Annotated in this window: 1 protein-coding gene; it reads right to left on the reverse strand. The window is 65.2% G+C overall.

What is annotated here, in order from left to right:
* A partial coding sequence (locus tag ADK54_RS18315; RefSeq protein WP_159047832.1) for a potassium-transporting ATPase subunit C occupies positions 1 to 299 on the reverse strand: 299 nt, incomplete at both ends.

Raw genomic sequence — 299 nt, forward strand, 5'->3', positions numbered from 1 at the left:
GATCAGCTTGTCGTTGTCGCCGGAGAGGTTGGTCGCACCGGAAATGACCAGCTGGTACTGGGTGTTGAGGGTGTTCGCGCCGAGCCCGTTGGAGGGGCGGGGCTGGAACCACTTGAGGTCCGGCTGCGCCTGCTCGTCGGCGTTGTTCGGGTCCTTCTTCGGGAGGTTGTAGGTCTGCCCGATGAGCTCGGAGCCGACCACCTTGCCGCCGGACTTGATCTCCGAGCCGTTGGCCTTGTTGCCGAAGGCCACCTGCGCGATGCCGGTCACCACCAGCGGGTAGATCACGCCGCACACGA

The sequence above is a fragment of the Streptomyces sp. WM6378 genome (assembly GCF_001279695.1).
In the GTDB taxonomy this organism is placed as follows: Bacteria; Actinomycetota; Actinomycetes; order Streptomycetales; family Streptomycetaceae; genus Streptomyces.